Source organism: Streptomyces sp. NPDC093085, from assembly GCF_040683935.1.
In the GTDB taxonomy this organism is placed as follows: Bacteria; Actinomycetota; Actinomycetes; order Streptomycetales; family Streptomycetaceae; genus Streptomyces.
The window spans coordinates 519,963-535,953 of the sequence record NZ_JBFBFB010000001.1; the positions used below are offsets into that span (position 1 = coordinate 519,963).

Consider the following 15,991-nt stretch of genomic DNA (forward strand, 5'->3'; position numbering starts at 1 on the left):
ACCCGGCACGAGAGGCTCCAGTGACTCAGCACGCGACCCCGGAGAACCCGTACGCGATAGCGGACAGTGGCGGCGACTGGTGGCGGGAGTCGGTCGTCTATCAGATCTACGTACCGAGCTTCGCCGACGCCGACGGCGACGGCATGGGCGACCTCCGGGGGATCGCCGACCGCCTCGGGCACATCGCGGAGCTGGGCGCCGACGCCGTCTGGCTGACGCCCTTCTACCCCTCGCCGCTCGCCGACGGCGGGTACGACGTCGCCGACTACCGGGACGTCGACCCCCGGCACGGCACCCTGGACGACTTCCGGGCGCTGCTCGCCCGCGCCCGCGAGCTCGGGCTCCGTACGATCGTGGACATCGTGCCCAACCACTGCTCCGACCGGCACCCCTGGTTCGCCGAGGCGCTGGCCGCCGGGCCCGGCTCGGCCGAACGGGACCGGTTCGTCTTCCGGGACGGGCGCGGGCCCGACGGGGCCGAGCCGCCCTCCGACTGGCAGTCCAAGTTCGGCGGCGCCGCGTGGACCCGGGTCCCCGACGGCCAGTGGTACATGCATATCTTCGCCGCCGAGCAGCCCGATCTGAACTGGGAGAACCCCGATGTCATCGCCGACTTCGAGGGCACCCTGCGGTTCTGGCTCGACCTCGGCGTCGACGGCTTCCGGATCGACGTGGCGCACGGACTGCGCAAGGACCTCACCCCGCCGCTCCGCGACACGCGCGGCGGCGACACCGCGCCCCTGAACGCCCCGCCCAGCGGCGAGGACCACCCCTTCTGGGACCGCGACGAGGTCCACGACATCTACCGCGCCTGGCGCAAGATCACCGACTCGTACGCGCCGCCCCGCATCATGGTCGCGGAGGCGGGCGTCAGCGCCGCCCGGCTGCCGCTCTACACCCGGCCCGACGAACTCCACCAGGCGTTCAACTTCTTCCATCTGCGCTGCCCTTGGGGCGCCGACGCCTTCCGCGAGGTCATCGACGCCTCCCTGACCGGCGCCGCGCCCACCGGCTCCCTGCCGACCTGGGTGCTCTCCAACCACGACGTGGTCCGCCACCTCACCCGGTACGCGCTCCCCGACGGCACCGACACCCGCCGCTGGCTGATGAGCGGCGGAGACGGCGCTCCGGCCCCCGTGCCCGACGAGGCGCGGGGGCGGCGGCGGGCCCGCGCCGCCGCGCTGCTGACCCTCGCCCTGCCCGGTACGACCTACCTGTACCAGGGCGAGGAGCTGGGCCTCCCCGAGGTCGCCGACCTGCCGGCCGACGCGCTGCGCGACCCGATGTGGGAGCGCACCGGACACACCGTCAAGGGCCGTGACGGCTGCCGGGTGCCGCTCCCGTGGACGGCGGCCGGCGCCTCGTACGGCTTCGGCCCCGGCGGGAGCTGGCTCCCCCAGCCGGCCGGCTGGGGGAGGTACGCGGTGGCGGAGCAGACCGGCCGCCCCGGCTCCTTCCTGGAGCTGTACCGCGCCGCGCTCGCCCTGCGCCGGGAGTTCCGGGGCGACGAGGGCTTCCGCTGGCTGCCGTCGGCCGAGGGCGAGTTGGCGTTCCGCAAGGGCGCCGGGCTGGAGTGCCGGGTGAACTTCTCCGGCGTACCGCTGCCGCTGCCCACCGGCGCCGTACCGCTGCTGTCGAGCGCGCCGGAGCCCGGCACGGATGGCACGCACAGCACGGACGGCGGGGCCGCGCCGGTGCTCGCCCCGGACACCGCCGTCTGGCTCGACGCGCGGGGCTGAGCGGCCCTTCCGCAGGGGGAGTTGAGGATGGAGGTACGGGGCGTCAGATCACCCGGATGACATGCTTGCCCCGTACCCCGCCGGCCTCCATCGCCCGGTGCCCCGCCGCGATCTCCGCGAGCGGGAACACGGTGTCCACCAGCGGGCGCATCGCCCCGCTCTTCACATAGCCGGCCAGATCCACGAAGTCCTGGTGCAGGGGGTTGCCGCTGAAGGCCCGGACGCGCCGGGGGCCGTGGACGACGGAGGCGAGCGTAGCCGTACGCCTTGTCGGCGCCCAACTCCTGTACCCAGTCGCGGTTCTTGGCGCCCGCGAGCGCGGTGACCCGGGCGCCGAACGCCTTCCCGAGCTGGACGGCGACGGAGCCGACCCCGCCGCTCGCGCCCCGGACGAGCAGCCGTTCGCCCGGCCGGAGCGCGGCCTTGTCGCGCGGCGCGGTGACCGCCGTCGTACCGACGGCGGGCAGCGCGGCGGCCTCGACCAGGTCCAGGCCGTCCGGGGCGAGGGAGACCTGCCGGGGGCGTACGGTGACGTACTCGGCCGCGCTGCCGGCCGTCCCCCGGATGACCTCGCCGCGCGGCAGGATGCCCCACACCCGGGCGCCCACGGCGGGCCCTGCCGTGCCGGGGTCCGTCGCCGCGACCTCACCGGTGAAGTCGACGCCGGTGCGCCGGGGGAGTTTCCGGCCCGCCACGATGCCCAGCTTCCCGGCCCGTGCGGCGAGTTCGCCGCCGTTCACGCTGATGCCGTGCACCCGCACCAGCAGTTCGCCGGGCCCGGCGACGGGGGTGGGCACCGTGCCCACATAGAGCACCTCGGGGGGTCCGTAACGGTCGTACAGCGCCGCCGAACCCTCTCGGATGCTCCGCGCCGACGCCCGCGAGAACCGTCAGCGCATCGTCGCGGCGGCCCGCGCGACCTTCGCCGAGCGCGGGCTCGACGTACCGATGTCCGTGATCGCCCGGCGCTCCGGGGTCGGCGCCGCCACCCTCTACCGGCGCTTCCCGACCAAGGAGTCGCTGGTCACCGAGGCGTTCGCGGACCAGCTCGGGCACTGTGCCGCGGTCGTGGACGCGGCTGCCGCCCCCGGCCCCGCTCGACCTGGACCGCCTCTGCGCCACGTGGGACGCGTCGGCCCCGTAACCCGGACTCGTGTGCCGGACCCGTAAGCCGGACCCGTAAGCCCGGACACCTGAGCCCGACGACCCCGCGAGGCTACGGCAGTCCGTCCTCCGGTCCGGTCATGTCCCGCGCGTCCACTGCTGGTTCGTGGCGCCCGAGCAGGTGTACGTGATGACGCGCGCCGAGTTGTCCGCCGACGCCGAGACGACATCGAGGCACTGGCCGCTCGCCCGCGCAGCCAGCGTGGTGTAGCCGCTCGCGTTCGTCGTCACCCGCCACTGCTGGTCGGTGGTGGATCCGCAGGCGCGCTGCACCACCCCGGCGGAGGTCTCCGTCAGACAGAGCGAGCTGTGCCGGGCCATCAACCGCACATAGCCGTCACCGGTGTCACGGAACCAGAACCGCTGGTTGCCGCCGCCGTTGCAGGTGTACTGGGTGAGCCCGACCTCGTCCAGGATCGACTGGTTGGGGATGTCGGCGCACTTGCCGCTGTGCCGCGCCGTCAGCGTCTCGAACGGGCCGCCGGACCCCGTCACGGTGCCGGCCGTCGTGTCGATGGTCAGCTCCGGGTACCACTCCATGGTCATCGTGGTGGTGGTCGGGAAGGAGAGCGGCAGCCACACGTACCGCGAGTCGTTGACCTGCTTGCCGAAGGAGTTGCCCCACCGGTCGCCCATGTACAGGTACGAGGTGCCGGCCGTGCCCTGGAGCGGAAGCACGTACGCCGTCTGGGAGTTGTACGCCGTCGAGTCGCCCACGTTGCGCATGGCGCTCCACGGCCCGGCGAGCGAGGTCGCGGTGGCGTACTGCTGCTGGTTGGGGCTCCATCCGGTGGCCCCGGACGTCAGCATGAAGTACACACTGCCGCGCTTGAAGAGCGCCGGCGCCTCGCGGTGGCCGCCCGGCCAGGGGTTGGCGACCAGGCTCGCGATACCCGTGTAGTCGGCGGTGAGCCGGTAGATGTGCAGGTCGTAGTTCTCCCGGGCCGCCGAGACCATGTACCCGGCGCCGTCGGTGTCCGTGAAGAGTGTGATGTCCCGCGACATGTGCGTGTCCAGCGGGCGGAAGCTGCCCTGCCAGGTGTAGTCGCCGTCGATCGTGGCGGACGTGGCCACGGCGGCCCGCGCCTGGCTGTAGTCCGTGGCGCTCTCCTTGTGCATCCACATCACGTACCGGCCGGTCGCCGCGTTGTAGATCACCTTCGGGCGCTCGATGTTGGCGGCGGCCAGCTCCGGAGCGGTGGCCTGGGTCAGCACATGTCTGCGGAACTCCCAGGTCTTCAGGTCGGTGGAGCGGTACGCCGACACGTACCGGAAGGTGTTGTCGGCGTTGCGGTTCTCGCCGAACCAGTAGTAGTACGACCCGGCCTTGATGACCCCGCCGCCATGGGCGTGCACCAACTGGCCGCTGGTGTCGGTGAACTGGCCGCCGTTGGTGACGGAGACGGGCCCGGCCTCCAGGGCGGTGGCCGTCGTCGCCGGGAGGAGGAGCCCGGCGGCGGAGAGACAGAGGGCGAGCAGGGAGACCAGGAACGTACGGAGCCGGGCCATCTCAGACACTCTCCCTCAGGACGGTGAAGTGCCGTGCGAAGCCCGAGAGTCCGGGAAGTTCCCGGATCGGGGTCCAGGTGTTCAGCCCGTCCAGGCTGTCGCTGTAGTAGTACTTCCCCTCCGCGTAGCCGTCGAAGTAGATCCGCCAGCCGCCGTTGTCGAGCTGGACCAGCGCGGGCCCCTCGCGCCAACTGCCCCAGCCCGCCCAGTTCCCGGTGCCGGTGAAGGTGTACGGGCCCGCGAGCCGGTCCGCGACCGCGTGCTCCAGATACTTCGTCGTCTCCTGCTTGGTGATCGCGTGGTACTTGCCGCCGTGCCGTACGACGAACGTGTCGATGTAGTTCGAGTTGGCGAGCCCCGAAATCGGCGTCGGGGTCGTCCAGTTGAGCAGCGAAGAGCTGGTGGCCGTCAGCAGGTGCGGCCGGAAGATGTAGTTGTCCGTCGTGTCGAGCGAGACGATGACATGCGTACTGCCGTCCGCGTCCACGAACCACTCGGGCGCCCAGGTACGGGCGAGCCCGGCCACCGGCAGCGTGTGCTGCCCGTAGTACTGCCAGTTGACGCGGTCGGAGCTGCGGGCGAAGCCGATCGTGTTCCCGGTCCAGTTGGTGGTGTACACGATGTAGTAGAGCCCGTCGGTGTGCCGGATCAGGCTCGGGTCCCGGATCAGCCCGGTCGGCGGGGTGTAGGCGGGCCCCTTCAGCAGGTTGTACGCGAGCGCGTCCGACGACTCGTACACGTACATGTTGGACTCGCTGGAGTTGGTGAACGCCGTCATCGTGTACCGCGTCACCGCCGCCGGGCCGGCCGTCGCCGCCGCGTCGGCCACCGGCACCCCGAACTCCGGTGTCCCGTCCGCCCGCCACCCCAGCGGCTGGATCCGGGTGTGCCGGTTCGGGTCGTCGAGCGGGTCGCCGGTGATCTCCTTGTACTGCCGGGCGTGGTAGACGAGGACATCCGTACGCCCGTCCTCCGCGACCGTGAACGAGTTGTGGCCGGGCCCGTACTGCCGGTTCTCCTCACTGCTGACGAAGACCGGGGTGGGCGACTTCGACCAGGAGGCCGGGTCGAGCAGATCACTGCCCGCACGGGCGGTGAGCAGCCCCATGCAGTAGTGGTGGTCGGTGGCGCTCGCCGAGTACGAGAGGAAGACCCGGCCGTTGCGCTGGATGACCGCAGGCCCCTCGTTCACCTTGAAACCGACGTTCTCCCAGTCGAACTCCGGTGTGGAGAGCCGTATTTGAGGGCCTCGCAGCGTCCACGGATCGGCCATCGCCGAGAGAAACAGACCCGTGTTGTTGTCGAGCCCGGGCTCGTGCTGGGCCCAGGCGAGATAGCGGGTCCCGTTGTGGGTGAAGGTCGTCGCGTCGAGGGAGAAGGTGTCCCAGGCGGTGGTGATCTGCCCCCGCTCCGTCCAACTCCCCTGGAAGGGATCGGGGTTGGAGTTCTCCAGCACCCAGATCCGGATCTTCCACACATCGTCGGTGCGCCCCGCCGCGAAGTAGATGTACCACTTCCCGTCGATGTGATGGAGCTCGGGCGCCCAGATGTGCGCACCCATGTCGCCGCTCGTGTGCCGGCGCCAGATCACCGACTCCGGGGCGGTGGAGAGCCCTTGGAGGGTGGTGGCGCGGCGCAGGATGATCCGGTCGTACTCCGGCGCCGTCGCCGTGAAGTAGTAACGGCCGTCGGTGTGCCGGTGGATGAACGGATCGGCCCGCTGCTCCACCAGCGGATTACGGTACGCGGCGGCGACGGCCCCCCGCTCGCCCGGACCACCCGAAGGTGCCGGGGCGGCGAAGGCGGTGCCGGGGAGGGCGGTGCCGGGGAGGGCGGCGAGGGCGCCCGCACCGAGCGCCCCTCTCAACAGCGTGCGGCGGCTGGGGACATCACTGCGGCTCATGCAGTCTCCCTTTCCGGGAAGGCTTTTCCGGGACAGAGGGTCGCGTCGTACGAGATCTCGAACACCATCTGTGATTCCGAACGCCGAAACCGTAGAGGTGGGTTACAGGGAGGTCAACGGGGCGGACGAGACGAACCTGAACCGGCCCCTCCGCCCGCCCCGTCATCTCCTCAGAGCCCGTACCGGCCCTTCACATGCCGCCAGAAGTCCCGGTACATCCACATGTCGAACTCGGTGATGTACGTGGCGCTCCCCGCCTTCATCAGGAAGCCGCCGACCCCGGTCGGCGTCCAGTCGTAGAAGTCGTCGAGCCCGTACGTATGCCCGATCTCGTGCTCCAGGATGTGGATGTCCTCCTGGAACCGCGCGCCGACCATGTACTCACTGCCGATCCGCTGCCCCCAGTCCCCGCCGGCGCCGCCCTGGAACCCCTTGGTCAGCCAGAGCGACTGGTCGTAGTGGCGCGCGGCACCCCCGGGACACCGGGAGTAGTCACCGTTCTGATGGAAGAAACGCCCGCAGTCCGGCGCGCACTGCGGCGCGCCCCCGCCGTCCAGCACATTGGTGTAGATGTCCACGGAGCTGTCGCTCCACTGGAGCGTGGCCCGGTCCTTGACGGCCCACCCGACGATGTCCACCGGAACGTTCTGGTAGGGGAACCCCTCGAAGCCCGCGACGGTGTCCGCCCACTTCTTCGACTGACGCTTGAGCGCGGCATGGATCTCGTCCCGCAACTGCGCCGAGACCGGCTGGTCGGACTCCCAGCGGACGCAGTACGCGATCCGCCCGGAGTTCGCCATCACCTGGTCCCACCCGTAGTTGCGGAACCCGTACAGGTCCGGATACGTGGACTCGACATGCCGCCACACCTCGTCGAGCGGCTGCACCAGATGCGCGGGCGGATTCCAATCAGCCGCGACCCCGGACCCGGAGCCGGACACGGAAACCGACGGCGGCACGGCCACGGCACCCGCGGGGGTGACGAGCCCGAGCACACCCAGCGCGCCGACGACCAGCGCGACCAAGGCTCTTCGGATCGAACGCAACACCATGACGACCCTTCCAGTGGGGGGTGAAGAACAGAGGAGGCACACACCCCCTCCACCCCCAGGTCTCCACCGGCCCCCGAGAGGTTGCTCCGACGGCCCGCCCGTAATTCGCTCGCACCCTCTCCCGAGGCCCGGTTATGGTGACTCCGTCAGCCGTTGGGCGCGCCGCACGCGCGCCCGCAGAGCATGAGCAGAGCACGTGAGTAAGAGGTGAGGACATTGATGACGGTCACGGTCCTGGGCGCCGCCCAGCTTCAGCAGCTCACCATTCCCACCTCCGCTCCCACCTCCGCCTCCGTGGCCTCCGGCTGACCTCTCTTCGCTGTTCCACGCCCGTGCGGGCGTGCCGGGGCCACCCTTTGAAGGGTTTCCCTTGTCTTCTCTCAGCTTGTCTTCGCTTCCGCACGCCCTGCACCCGCTCACCTCGTACGGGTGGGACACCGGCTGGGCCGCCGCGTTCGCTCCGTACGCGGAGCGTGGTCTGCTCCCCGGGCGGGTCGTCCGGGTCGACCGGGGGCAGTGCGACGTGGCCACCGCCGCCGGGGTCGTGCGGGCCGATACGGAGTTCGTCACCCCGCACGACCCGCTCCGGGTCATCTGCACCGGGGACTGGGCCGTGGTCGACCCGGACGGCGACCCGCGCTTCGTCCGGGCGTATCTGCCGCGCCGTACCGCCTTCGTGCGCTCCACCTCCTCCAAGCGCTCCGAGGGGCAGATCCTCGCCGCCAACGTCGACCACGCGGTCATCGCCGTCTCCATGGCGGTCGAACTCGACCTGGGGCGGATCGAACGCTTCCTCGCCCTCGGGTGGGAGAGCGGGGCCCTGCCGGTCATCGTGCTCACCAAGAGCGACCTCGTCGACATCCCGGCCGTCCGGGCCCATCTCGTCGAGGACGTCCAGAACGCCGCGCCCGGGGTGCAGGTCCTCGCCGTCAGCGCGGCGGCCGGGGACGGGGTCGACGTGCTCTCCGCGGTGCTCTCCGGCGGTACGAGCGTGCTGCTCGGCGCTTCCGGCGCCGGGAAGTCCACGCTCGCCAACGCGCTGCTGGGGAGGGCGGAGATGGAGGTCCAGGCCACGCGGGACGTGGACGGCAAGGGCCGGCACACCACCACGACCCGGAACCTCCTCGTCCTGCCCGGGGGCGGCGTCCTCATCGACACCCCGGGGCTGCGCGGCGTCGGGCTCTGGGACGCGGGGACCGGGGTCGGCCAGGTCTTCTCGGAGATCGAGGAGCTGGCCGAGGCCTGCCGCTTCCAGGACTGTGCCCATACGGCGGAACCGGGGTGCGCGGTGCTGGCGGCCGTCGAGGACGGCGCGCTCTCCGAACGGCGGTTGGCGAGTTACCGCAAGCTGCTCCGCGAGAACCAGTACATCGTCGCCAAGACCGACGCCCGGCTCCGCGGCGAGATCCGCCGCGAGTGGAAGCGCAAGGGGGCGGAGGGGCGCGCCGCCATGGAGGCGAAGCGCGGCGGCCGGCCGCGCTGACGGGGCTCGCGCGCCTTGTACGGGCCGCGCTGACGGGGCTTCTTCGCGTCGTACGGGCGGTACGGGCGTAAGGGCGTACGGGCGTGCGCCGCGTACGAGGCCGGGGCGGGCCGGGCCGGGCGGGGTGCCGGTCCGCCCCGCCCCGTCAGGACCAGAGCAGGACGGCCAGCCACGCGCCCACCACCAGGAGGCAGGCGAACAACTCGACCAGCAGGGAGCCCCCGGCCGTGCGGAGGACCGTGCGGGTCGAGGCCCAGCCGTCGCGGTGGCTGCCCAGCCGGACGCGTTCCGCTCCGTACAACCCGCCGACGAAACCCAGGATCCCGCCCACCACCGGGATCAGGAAGAACGCGACGATCGCGGTGACGCCACCGGTCAGCAGGGTGCGGCGGGGGACGCCCGTCCGGCTCGTCCGGCGGGCGGGGAGGAGCGGCCTGAGCGCCTGGTTGAGGAGGAGCAGCGCGGTCGCCCCGATCAGGAGGCCCCACGCGGTGCGCGTGGTGTCCGTCAGCGCCCACCAGAGCACGGCGGCCCAGACGATCGCCGGGCCCGGCACCCCGGGCACGAGCACGCCGAACAGTCCGAGCACCATGACGAGGGCGACCAGCACGAGCTGCCACACTTCCATCCGCCAACTGTGCAGGACGCCCCCCGTTCCCGCAGGTCGCGCCGCGCCCGTACCGGAGTACGGGAGGGCCGGCGGCCCGGAGCCCGGAGCACCGGAGGGGCGCGGCCGTACCGGAGCGGCGGGGGTCAGGTGCCGGGGGTGCGGGCCACCCAGCCGCGCTCGTACGCGTGCCAGCCGAGCTGGAGCCGAGTGGTCACCCCGCTCAGCTCCATCAGCCCCTTCACCCGGCGCTGTACGGTCCGCAGCCCCAGGTCGAGCTGTTTGGCGACGCTCGCGTCCGTCATCCCGGCGAGCAGCAGCGAGAGGATCTCCAGGTCGATGGCGTCGGGGCCGGGCGCGCCGTCCTCCCGTACCGTCGTGCCGTCCGCGCCGAGCCGCAGCGGCAGCCCCTCCCGCCACACCGCCTCGAAGAGCCCCATCAGCGACTCCAGCAGCCCGCTGGCGTGGACCACCAGGGCCGCCGGAGCCGCCCCCCGCCCGGTCAGGGGCACCATCGCCAGGGTGCGGTCCGCGATCACCAGCTTCGTCGGCAGCCGCTCCGTGACCCGGACCCGCTCCTGCCGGCCGAGCGCGGCGGAGAGTTCGGCCAGCGCGGCCGGTTCCGCCAGCACCTCCCGTTCGATCACCACCCGGTAGCCGACGCCCCGGCTCGCCGCCCGGTCCTCCGCCTCGTTCTCCTGGCCCGTCACGGCCACCGGCTCGCCGGTGACCAGCGCGCACACCTCCTCCGTCGCACCGAGCTGGAGCTGGAGGAAACGGTGCGCGACGGCGTCGGCGCCGGTCACCACCTCGATCAGGTCGTGTACGGCGGGCTCCGCCGCCTCCGCCCGGTACTCCTCGGCGAGCAGCACCGCCGCCAGCTCCGCCTGTTCGAGCCGGTGCCGGTGCTGGGTCAGCAGCGCGCCCAGCGCGACGGCGGGCGGCGCGGCGACCCAGCGGCCCGCCCGCGAGGAGGACTGGGCGGCCAGCCCCTGCCGCTCCAGCCTCCGCAGCGCCTGTTCGGTCTCCGGCTCGGGGAGGGCGAGCCGGTGGGCCAGGTCCGCCACCTCCCCGGCGCCGATCGCCACCAGCGCCCGATAGGCGGCCTCATGTCTCTCGTCAAGACCTATCGCTCCCAGCATCCTGCCCGGCTCCTCCCCACACGCCCCGTACACCCCGCGCTCACCCCGCGCGACCTCCTGGGACGCACGGGTACCCGGCCCGCCGTGGCGGATACCGGCCACGGCGTAAACCCGCCGCGCACATCATCCCCCGGAGGCCCGGCACTCTGTCATGGTGGGCGCCATCACAGCAGCAACAGTCCCGGTCATATGCGCCCACCGGCGCGGGCCCGCCGCCTCCGCGCGCGGCCGACCGGGTCCCCGGAGCCGTTCGCCGGGCGTCCTTCCCGTGGGGGGTGGGGTCGCCCGGCGGACTCATTCCCCGGTACGGCCGGGCAGCATGGGCCCCGGCTCCCTGCCGTTACGCCGGGGTCAGGCGCAGCGTCAGGATCTGGAAGGGGCGCAGCCGGAGCCGTACGCCCTCCTCGCCGCGCTCCGCGTCGTGCAGCGGCCGCTCCAGCAGGTCGGTCACCCGCGCAGCCGCCACCGGGAAGCCGAGCCGCAGCGTGGCGTCGGCCCGGCCGCCGGCCGACTCGTAGAGCCGTACGATCACCTCGCCGCTCCGGTCCTCCGCCAGCTTGACCGCCTCCACCGTCACCGCCGCGTTGTCGACATCGACCAGCGGCGCCAGCTCGGGCGCGGGCGCCACCCGCAGCGGCAGGTTGAGCGCAAGACCCTCCTGTACGGTCTCCTCCACCGTGGCGCCCGGCAGCAGCGCGTACCGGAAACGGTGGCGGCCCTGGTCGGTCTCCGGGTCGGGCGAGTGCGGGGCGCGCAGCAGGGTCAGCCGTACGGTCGTGCCCAGGCCGTCCCGGTGCGGCACCCGGGTGACATCGTGGCCGTACGTCGAGTCGTTGAGCACCGCGACGCCGTACCCCGGCTCGGCCACCCGCAGCCAGCGGTGCGCGCAGATCTCGAACCGGGCAGCGTCCCAGCCGGTGTTGTCGTGGGTGGCCCGGTGCACATGGCCGAACTGGATCTCGGCCGTGGAGCGTTCGGCGTGCACATCGAGCGGGAACGCGGCCTTGAGCACCTTCTCCGACTCGTGCCAGTCGATGTCGGTGAGGACGTCGATCCGGTTGCTGCCCGCCGTGAGCCGCAGCTCCTGGACGATCCGGGACGCCCCGAACTCCCGTACCACACGCACCGATGCCCGCAGCGGGCCGGTCTCGGTCAGCTCGACGGAGGTGGCGGCGGTGAGGTCGGTGTGCCGGTGCCGGTAGTGCTTGTCGATGTCCCAGGCGTCCCACTGGTTGGGGTGGTCGGGGTGGAGCTGGAGCAGATTGCCCCGGGTGCCGGGGGCGAGCACCTCGCGCCGCGCCACCAGGTCGCGTACGGAGGAGAGCAGCCCGTCCGCGTCGATCACCACCTCGACCACCTGGTTCCTGAGGGTGATCGTGCCGTCCTGGGCGGTGGCGGTGACCCCCGAACGGTCCAGGGCGCCGGTGAAGGAACCCGTCGCCAGCGACCGGGTGAACGCGGCGGCCAGCACCCGCCCGTCCGCCAGCGGCTGGGTCCGTACGGAGGCGGGGACATCCGCCGGGGCGAACTCGACAGGTTCCCGGCGGGCGAACGGCGCCGCGTTGAGCACGGCGGGCCGACCGCCGCCGAGCGCCGCGACCGCCTCCGCGATGATCCCCTCCAACTCTTCCCGCACCGCCCGGTAGGTGGCGCGGGCCTCCCGGTGCACCCAGGCGATCGAGGACCCGGGGAGGATGTCGTGGAACTGGTGGAGCAGCACCGTCCGCCAGATCCGGTCCAGCGCCTCGTACGGGTAGGTGTACGGCCGCGATCCGCGCCGCGTCCCGCGCGCCGCCCCCGGGGCGCGGCGGGCCCGTACCGCCGCCGCCGAGGCCCACAACTCCGCCTCCCGCAGCAGGTGTTCGCTCCGCCGGTTGCCCTGCTTGGTCTTGGCCTGGGTGGTGTACGTGGCCCGGTGCAGCTCCAGGTAGAGCTCGCCCGACCAGACCGGCGCCCGCCGCCCGTACTCCTCCCAGGCCGCCGCGAAGAACGCCGACGGATGCTCGATCTCCACCCGGGGCGAACCTTCCAGGGACTTCAGCCGGCGCGCCTTCTCCACCATCTCCCGGGTCGGGCCGCCCCCGCCGTCGCCCCAGCCGAACGGCACCAGTGAGCGCGTCGCCACCCCCTTGTCGGCGAAGTTCCGCTCCGCGTGCGCCAGTTCGGAGCCGTGGAACTGGGCGTTGTAGGTGTCGACCGGCGGGAAGTGGGTGAAGACCCGGGTGCCGTCGATGCCCTCCCACCAGAAGGTGTGGTGCGGCATCCTGTTCGACTGGTTCCACGACAGCTTCTGCGTGAGGAAGTACTTCACCCCCGCCAACTCCGCCAACTGCGGGAAGGCCGCGGTGTATCCGAAGGAGTCCGGCAGCCAGATCTCCTCCGTCTCCACCCCCAGCTCCTCCCGGAAGAAGCGCTTGCCGTGCACGATCTGCCGGGCCAGCGCCTCACCGCCGGGCATGTTGGCGTCCGACTCCACCCACATCGAACCGACCGGCGCCCAGGTCCCGTTCTTCACCGCCTCCTTGATACGGCGCCAGATGTGCGGCTGATGGTCCCGCACCCACGCGTACTGCTGGGCCTGCGAGCACGCGAAGACCAGCTCCGGATACTCCTGGGCGAGCGCCGTGACATTGGCGAAGGTCCGCGACGCCTTCCGTACGGTCTCCCGCAGCGGCCAGAGCCACGCCGAGTCGATATGGGCGTGCCCGGCCGCCGAGAGCCGGTGGGCGCTCGCCGAGGCGGGGCGGGCCAGCGCCTCCGCCAGCTCCCGGCGCGCGGCCGACGCCGTGCCCGCCACGTCGTGCAGGTCCAGCGCGTCGAGGGCGGACTCCAGGGCGCGCAGGATCTCGTGGCGGCGCGAGCGGTCGGCGGGCAGCTCGGCCATCAGCTCGGAGAGCACCTCGATGTCGAGGACGAGATGCCACACCTCCTCGTCCAGGACGGCGAGTTCGGCCGAGGCGAAGCGGTAGAGGGGGCGGTCGCCCGCCGTCAGCACATCCCCGAGGAGCGTCGGCTCGAAGTGGTGGAGCACCGCCGGGTTGGCCGCCGCCTCCAGCAGCAGTTCGACAGGTTCGCCGCCCGCCGCCGGCGCGGCCACCGGGATGTACCGGTTGCGCGGATGGATGCCCTTGAGCGGCACGCCCGCCGCGTCGTACACCAGCCCCTCGGCCTGGAACCCGGGCCCCTCACCGGTGAATCCGGGGTCGATCACCGCCTCCACCCGGCGCCCCGCCCACTCCCTGGGCACCGTGCCGGTCAGCCGGAACCAACTCGTCGACCACGGGGAACCCCACTCCGTACCGGCGGCGAACGGCTCGTACGAACCGCGCAACGCCTGCTCCACCGGGACCGGTTCGCCCGGGGCGTGCCAGACGGTGAGCGTCAGCGGCTGCCGCGCCGCGTACTGCGCGGGGCGGATGAACTGGCGCAGCGCGCGCTCCAGCCGCCCTTCCACCTGAGTGCGGTCGTCGTGCATCGGGGCTCCTCGCTCTCTCGGAATCGCTCCCCCCGAAACTTCCCCGGTCAGGGCGGGCGCACCCCCCGGGGCGCCGGTCATGCCCTACGGCGCCCGTACGGCGGCGGCGGGGAAGGCAACACGTGACGAACACCATGAGTGGCCGATTCCGGCAAGGGGAATACACCTCTTGTACGCATGCGCAGCGAGCCATTCCGGCGGGGGACAGACGGAACGAGCGGGGGGACAGGGTGATGACTGGGCTACGGCTCAGAGTGGCGGGCGCCGACATGGCGGCCGTCCCCGAGGCGAGGCACGCGTTACGGGAGATGCTGGTCCACTGGCGGGAGGGGGACTCCGCGGCGGTGGCCGAGCTGCTGATGAGCGAACTGGTGACGAACGCGCTGGTGCACACCGAGACGGGAGCGGTGGTGACGGCGACGGTAGCGGACTCGCGGCTGCGGGTGGAGGTGCGGGACTTCGTCTCCGCCCCGGTCGCGCCTCCGGAGCCGCCGCGTCCGGTCCCCGACGACGCCACGCACGGCCGGGGTCTCGCCCTGGTCCGGAGCCTGGCGGACGACTGGGGGATACGGGCGAGGCCACTGGGCAAGGTGGTCTGGTTCGAGCTGAAGTGCGAGGCGGCCTAGCGAGTGCGGCCTGAACCACGGCCCGGGATACGGGGCGACGTACGGCCCGGACCATGGCCCGGACAGCGGAGGACCGGCGCGACGGGGGTCCGTCACGCCGGTCCTCACGGTGCCGTTGCACAGCCTTGCGCGGGCGTCGCCTGTGGTGCGGGTCCTACGGGTGGTGCTGGTGGTGCGGGTCGTGCCGGGGTGAGCGGCGGGCGCTCAGCCGAACTGACGCTCCATCTCCTTGAGCTTGCGCTCCAGGGAGTCGAGCCTCGGCAGGGCCTGGGTGTCGTCCTCGGCGGTGAGGTCCACGGTGCGGGCCTCAGTACCCTTCACGGCCTGAAGAGAGAGCCGGGAACGCTGGGGAAGTTGCGGCTGCTCTCCTATGGCAGGCTCCGCTGCGGCCTCGACGGCCGGCGGCGAACCCGACCCCGCGTTCGCCGAGGGCAGGGCGACCTGACGGCCGCCGCGCCCGCGGCCCCAGGCGCGGTGCTGCCGGTTGAGCGCCTTGATCTGCGCCCGCTCCAGCTTCCCCTGCTCGCGCCTGCGGTGCCGGCTCTGCTGCTTCTGGCGCCGGTCCTCGCGCACCTCGTCGACGGCCTCGTCCAGCGTGCGCACGCCTTCGAGGAGCATCAGCGACCAGGCGCCGAAGGTCTCGCGCGGTGCCCGGAGCCACCGTACGATCCGGATCTGCGGCAGCGGACGGGGGACGAGCCCCTGTTCGCGGAGGGCCGCCCGGCGGGTCTGCTTCAGCGCGCGGTCGAAGAGCACCGCGGCCGAGAGGGACATGCCGGAGAAGAACTGCGGGGCGCCTTCGTGGCCGAGACCCGTGGGCGCGTGTACCCAGTTGAACCAGGCGGCGGCACCGGCGAACGTCCAGACGAGCAGACGCGAACCGAGGGCGGCGTCACCGTGGCTGGCCTCGCGCACCGCGAGCACCGAGCAGAACATCGCGGCGCCGTCGAGACCGAACGGCACGAGGTACTCCCAGCCGCCCGAGAGGTTCAGGTTCTCCTGGCCGAAGCCGACCAGGCCGTGGAAGGAGAGCGCGGCGGCCACGGCGGCACAGCAGAAGAGCAGCGCGTAGGAGGCTATCCCGTAGATGGCCTCCTTCCGCCTGCGGCGCTCCTCGCTCCGCTCCCAGGAGTCCTCCACGGCGGGCTTCTCCTTGGCGCGCTTGCCTCCGGCGAGTACCGCCACCGTCACCAGGGCCCCGACGATCAGCACGACGCCGGGAATCAGCCAGTTCAGCGATATGTCAGTCAGTCGCATGCGGTGTTCCTTGCATCGCAGTAGGGCGTTTGGG

The 15,991-nt window shown here is 72.3% G+C and carries 10 protein-coding genes and 2 pseudogenes; 4 read left to right on the plus strand and 8 right to left on the minus strand.

Annotation, left to right across the window (positions count from 1 at the left end):
- The first annotated feature begins 20 nt into the window (after positions 1-20).
- Positions 21-1,739: an alpha-amylase family glycosyl hydrolase gene (locus AB0O07_RS02085; RefSeq protein ID WP_365625390.1), complete on the plus strand. Its 1,719-nt coding sequence runs from the start codon at positions 21-23 to the stop codon at positions 1,737-1,739.
- A gap of 43 nt (positions 1,740-1,782) precedes the next feature.
- Here AB0O07_RS02085 and AB0O07_RS02090 read toward each other — a convergent pair.
- Positions 1,783-2,602: pseudogene (locus tag AB0O07_RS02090) on the minus strand (NAD(P)-dependent alcohol dehydrogenase).
- Here AB0O07_RS02090 and AB0O07_RS02095 point away from each other — a divergent pair.
- Positions 2,601-2,825, plus strand: a pseudogene (locus AB0O07_RS02095) (helix-turn-helix domain-containing protein); the annotation flags it as partial. The pseudogenes AB0O07_RS02090 and AB0O07_RS02095 overlap by 2 nt on opposite strands.
- Before the next feature lie 156 nt (positions 2,826-2,981).
- Here the strand turns inward: AB0O07_RS02095 and AB0O07_RS02100 are convergent.
- From AB0O07_RS02100 to AB0O07_RS02110, 3 genes are all read right to left on the minus strand, one after another.
- Entirely contained in the window at positions 2,982-4,412 is a 1,431-nt protein-coding gene (locus AB0O07_RS02100) for an RICIN domain-containing protein (protein ID WP_365625393.1), read from the minus strand.
- Position 4,413: 1 nt separating this feature from the next.
- Entirely contained in the window at positions 4,414-6,315 is a 1,902-nt protein-coding gene (locus AB0O07_RS02105; protein ID WP_365625396.1) for a family 43 glycosylhydrolase, read from the minus strand.
- A 170-nt stretch (positions 6,316-6,485) separates the two neighbouring features.
- Positions 6,486-7,367 carry a hypothetical protein gene (locus tag AB0O07_RS02110; protein ID WP_365625399.1) on the minus strand — a complete coding sequence of 294 codons (882 nt, stop codon included), beginning with the start codon at positions 7,365-7,367 and terminating at the stop codon, positions 6,486-6,488.
- Between the two features lie 370 nt (positions 7,368-7,737).
- On the opposite strand from AB0O07_RS02110, the gene rsgA reads away from it, so the two are divergent.
- Entirely contained in the window at positions 7,738-8,850 is a 1,113-nt protein-coding gene (gene rsgA, locus AB0O07_RS02115; protein WP_365625402.1) for a ribosome small subunit-dependent GTPase A, read from the plus strand.
- A 145-nt stretch (positions 8,851-8,995) separates the two neighbouring features.
- Here the strand turns inward: rsgA and AB0O07_RS02120 are convergent, their stop codons facing one another.
- From AB0O07_RS02120 to AB0O07_RS02130, 3 genes are all read right to left on the minus strand, one after another.
- Positions 8,996-9,478 carry a DUF456 domain-containing protein gene (locus AB0O07_RS02120; RefSeq protein WP_365625405.1) on the minus strand — a complete coding sequence of 161 codons (483 nt, stop codon included), beginning with the start codon at positions 9,476-9,478 and terminating at the stop codon, positions 8,996-8,998.
- A 125-nt stretch (positions 9,479-9,603) separates the two neighbouring features.
- Complete coding sequence (locus AB0O07_RS02125) at positions 9,604-10,599, minus strand: helix-turn-helix domain-containing protein (RefSeq protein ID WP_365625408.1); 996 nt, start codon at positions 10,597-10,599, stop codon at positions 9,604-9,606.
- A 340-nt stretch (positions 10,600-10,939) separates the two neighbouring features.
- The gene (locus tag AB0O07_RS02130; RefSeq protein WP_365625411.1) at positions 10,940-14,074 is read right to left on the minus strand and encodes a glycoside hydrolase family 38 C-terminal domain-containing protein; all 3,135 of its coding nucleotides are present in this window, start codon (positions 14,072-14,074) and stop codon (positions 10,940-10,942) included.
- Positions 14,075-14,307: 233 nt separating this feature from the next.
- On the opposite strand from AB0O07_RS02130, the gene AB0O07_RS02135 reads away from it, so the two are divergent.
- Complete coding sequence (locus AB0O07_RS02135; protein WP_365625414.1) at positions 14,308-14,700, plus strand: ATP-binding protein; 393 nt, start codon at positions 14,308-14,310, stop codon at positions 14,698-14,700.
- Positions 14,701-14,904: 204 nt separating this feature from the next.
- On the opposite strand, the gene AB0O07_RS02140 is transcribed toward AB0O07_RS02135, so the two are convergent.
- A complete protein-coding gene (locus AB0O07_RS02140) occupies positions 14,905-15,957 on the minus strand; it encodes a DUF2637 domain-containing protein (RefSeq protein ID WP_365625417.1) in 1,053 nt (350 codons plus the stop codon).
- Positions 15,958-15,991 lie beyond the last annotated feature (34 nt).

Bases quoted from the DNA above. Each gene is read 5' to 3' on its own strand.
- AB0O07_RS02100 (WP_365625393.1), bottom strand. From the start codon at position 4,412: ATGGCCCGGCTCCGTACGTTCCTGGTCTCCCTGCTCGCCCTCTGTCTC.
- AB0O07_RS02105 (WP_365625396.1), bottom strand. From the start codon at position 6,315: ATGAGCCGCAGTGATGTCCCCAGCCGCCGCACGCTGTTGAGAGGGGCG.
- AB0O07_RS02110 (WP_365625399.1), bottom strand. From the start codon at position 7,367: ATGGTGTTGCGTTCGATCCGAAGAGCCTTGGTCGCGCTGGTCGTCGGC.
- AB0O07_RS02120 (WP_365625405.1), bottom strand. From the start codon at position 9,478: ATGGAAGTGTGGCAGCTCGTGCTGGTCGCCCTCGTCATGGTGCTCGGA.
- AB0O07_RS02125 (WP_365625408.1), bottom strand. From the start codon at position 10,599: ATGCTGGGAGCGATAGGTCTTGACGAGAGACATGAGGCCGCCTATCGG.
- AB0O07_RS02130 (WP_365625411.1), bottom strand. From the start codon at position 14,074: ATGCACGACGACCGCACTCAGGTGGAAGGGCGGCTGGAGCGCGCGCTG.
- AB0O07_RS02135 (WP_365625414.1), top strand. From the start codon at position 14,308: ATGACTGGGCTACGGCTCAGAGTGGCGGGCGCCGACATGGCGGCCGTC.
- AB0O07_RS02140 (WP_365625417.1), bottom strand. From the start codon at position 15,957: ATGCGACTGACTGACATATCGCTGAACTGGCTGATTCCCGGCGTCGTG.